Genomic DNA, 2,060 nt, shown 5'->3' on the forward strand with positions numbered 1-2,060 from the left:
ATTCCAGCAAGAGCACAGGGAGAAAGCGTCGAAGCGCCCTTCATAGCGTCTGTATAATCTGTTTGGTGCGTACTATTCCCTACACATCTTCATATGGATTCCGATACCCAACGGGGCGCTCGGCATGCGCCGTTTGATGAAGAAAGCATGTTTGCGCTTTTGGTGAAGGCCATCAAACGTTTTCTTGCGCGCCTATGCCAGGGCTTTGCTCCGATATCGTCTTCTCCAGTGCGCTCTTCCGATGCAAGCGGGCCAATGTCGGTGAATATGTCTGCCGCATCCGTATTATCGGGAGCGCAGGATGAGCGGGAAGAAACGCCGGCGCCCACGCTGGCCTCTGTTCGACACAGCGCATGTGAGCGCGTGGAGAGGGCTGCGGACAATTCATTACGCCATTCGCTTGAGGCGGCATTGGCCTTACCGCCCCTGGAATGCCGTCACGCGCTGCGCGCGTTATTGCAGCAAAATTTTTCGGATTCGCACCGGATACGCGAGGCGTGTACGGCTCTGACTCACCATCTCGAAGCGGAAATTGCGCCATTCGCGGCGGAACATCCTCTCACCTCAGCCTCAGCATTGGCGATTTTCCGTGCAGGCCTGGACCATCAGGACGGCGCGATCGCCGCTCAGGTGGATGCCCATTACGCGCTGCGCAGCATGACCACCGAGCTGAAGCGTTTGGAATCCGCGCTCGCTGACCTGACGCATGCGCGCACATTGATCAGCGCGGGCGCGTATACGCGCGAAGCACTGGCCGCCATGATCGCGCAACAGAGTTTTGATAGCGCGTTTCTATTTCAGGCGGAAACGGCGAAGCCGGCACAAGCCCATCCAGCGCCAACGCGCATCGATATTCAGAATGAGGCACCGGCAGACGCTGTTTCCGGGCGGCACCTATTCGGACTGGATACCGGCGTTCAGGCCGATGAACTCGATGTCTTCTTCAAGCACAGCGCGCCCCAAAACACCCATGCACTCAAAAAAGAGCCCAGACCCCATTTGCGCGCTCGATCTTGAGAAGTGGCGCATCCGGCATGGACTCACCATTGCCGCCGCCTGCGAGCTGCTTGGGTTGCCTTATCACAAATGGGGCGCGCTTTCGAAAACCCCGGCCGCGCCGATTCAGGATGCCGCCGTGTGCATGCTCCTCACGCTGTACGATCAGTATCCAGAGACGCTGCCGATCCAGCGCGCGCCTGATTTTTTGTCATTCATGAGGGCACTGGGTTATGCACCGGACAAGCCCGCTGACCGCACGCAATGCGCCAGCGCGTTAGGACGGGAAGGCGTCGCCGCCTATCGCTGGTTCGATGAAATCAATCGCCTGAGCAGACCGGTCGAGCGTCTGATGGAAGCCATCCAGCGCCTGCCTGCCCCATCGGGCCAAGAAAAGCGCCGCATTCTGGAAAGCACTGCTCAGGCAGTCGCGCAGCGGATGGGCGTACCGGATCCGATCCACCGTAAATCCTGGCGGGTACAACGATGAACGTCCAGATGCATGACGCGCCCAAAACAAGACAGATCCGCTCAAAACCGCGCGGCATTGAAGTCACGGTCCCGTTTTTTTGTCCGCCTGCGCGCATTCCTGCGCGCATTTGCCTGTCCGATATCACGATGCCGACCCTGAGAAAAATACCCAGCTATATCACGGGCCTCTCAGGATTCAGCGTGGAGCGCAACCTGCATCTAGCGGCACAGTACGCTGCCGCGCGGACTTTGGAGATGGTCGTCATCGATCTGTTGGTCGGCTATACGCAACCGTTATCCATTTACTTTCGGTCGCTCGAACGCATCCAAGCGCACGATGTGCTCAGCCTGTTCCGCGCGTCCAGAGCATTAATTGAAGCACTCGCCGCGTATTGGAAAGCGTGGATCGTTGAAGACGAAGGCGCACAGGCCGAAGCGTGTTATGACTGGAGACGCCCCGCGGACTTTATCGCGCGTCGTCCGGATTTCATTCCTCATTTGCTACAACAGGATGCGTTCGCGCATCTTCATCTGCTTACCCATCCGGTGATGACGCCGTTTCACGATAAGCCGCTGACCGCCACGTCATTTCG

3 protein-coding genes are annotated in these 2,060 nt (G+C 58.3%); all 3 read left to right on the forward strand.

What is annotated here, in order from left to right; genetic code table 11:
- Positions 1-93 precede the first annotated feature (93 nt).
- On the forward strand, positions 94-1,017 hold the full coding sequence (locus tag CAGGBEG34_RS09220; protein ID WP_006683355.1) for a hypothetical protein: 924 nt from the start codon (positions 94-96) through the stop codon (positions 1,015-1,017).
- Positions 971-1,486 (forward strand): hypothetical protein, encoded by a 516-nt coding sequence (locus CAGGBEG34_RS09225; protein WP_006683356.1) that lies wholly within the window; start codon positions 971-973, stop codon positions 1,484-1,486. The genes CAGGBEG34_RS09220 and CAGGBEG34_RS09225 overlap by 47 nt, the downstream gene beginning before the upstream one ends.
- Positions 1,483-2,060 (forward strand): hypothetical protein (locus CAGGBEG34_RS09230; protein ID WP_042688517.1); only part of this gene is annotated, 578 nt, incomplete at its 3' end. The genes CAGGBEG34_RS09225 and CAGGBEG34_RS09230, both read left to right, overlap by 4 nt.

This window comes from Candidatus Glomeribacter gigasporarum BEG34, assembly GCF_000227585.1.
Taxonomy (GTDB): domain Bacteria; phylum Pseudomonadota; class Gammaproteobacteria; order Burkholderiales; family Burkholderiaceae; genus Glomeribacter; species Glomeribacter gigasporarum_B.

Excerpts from the sequence above, each read along its gene's own strand:
- CAGGBEG34_RS09225 (WP_006683356.1), top strand. The coding sequence starts at position 971 with ATGCACTCAAAAAAGAGCCCAGACCCCATTTGCGCGCTCGATCTTGAG.
- CAGGBEG34_RS09220 (WP_006683355.1), top strand. The coding sequence starts at position 94 with ATGGATTCCGATACCCAACGGGGCGCTCGGCATGCGCCGTTTGATGAA.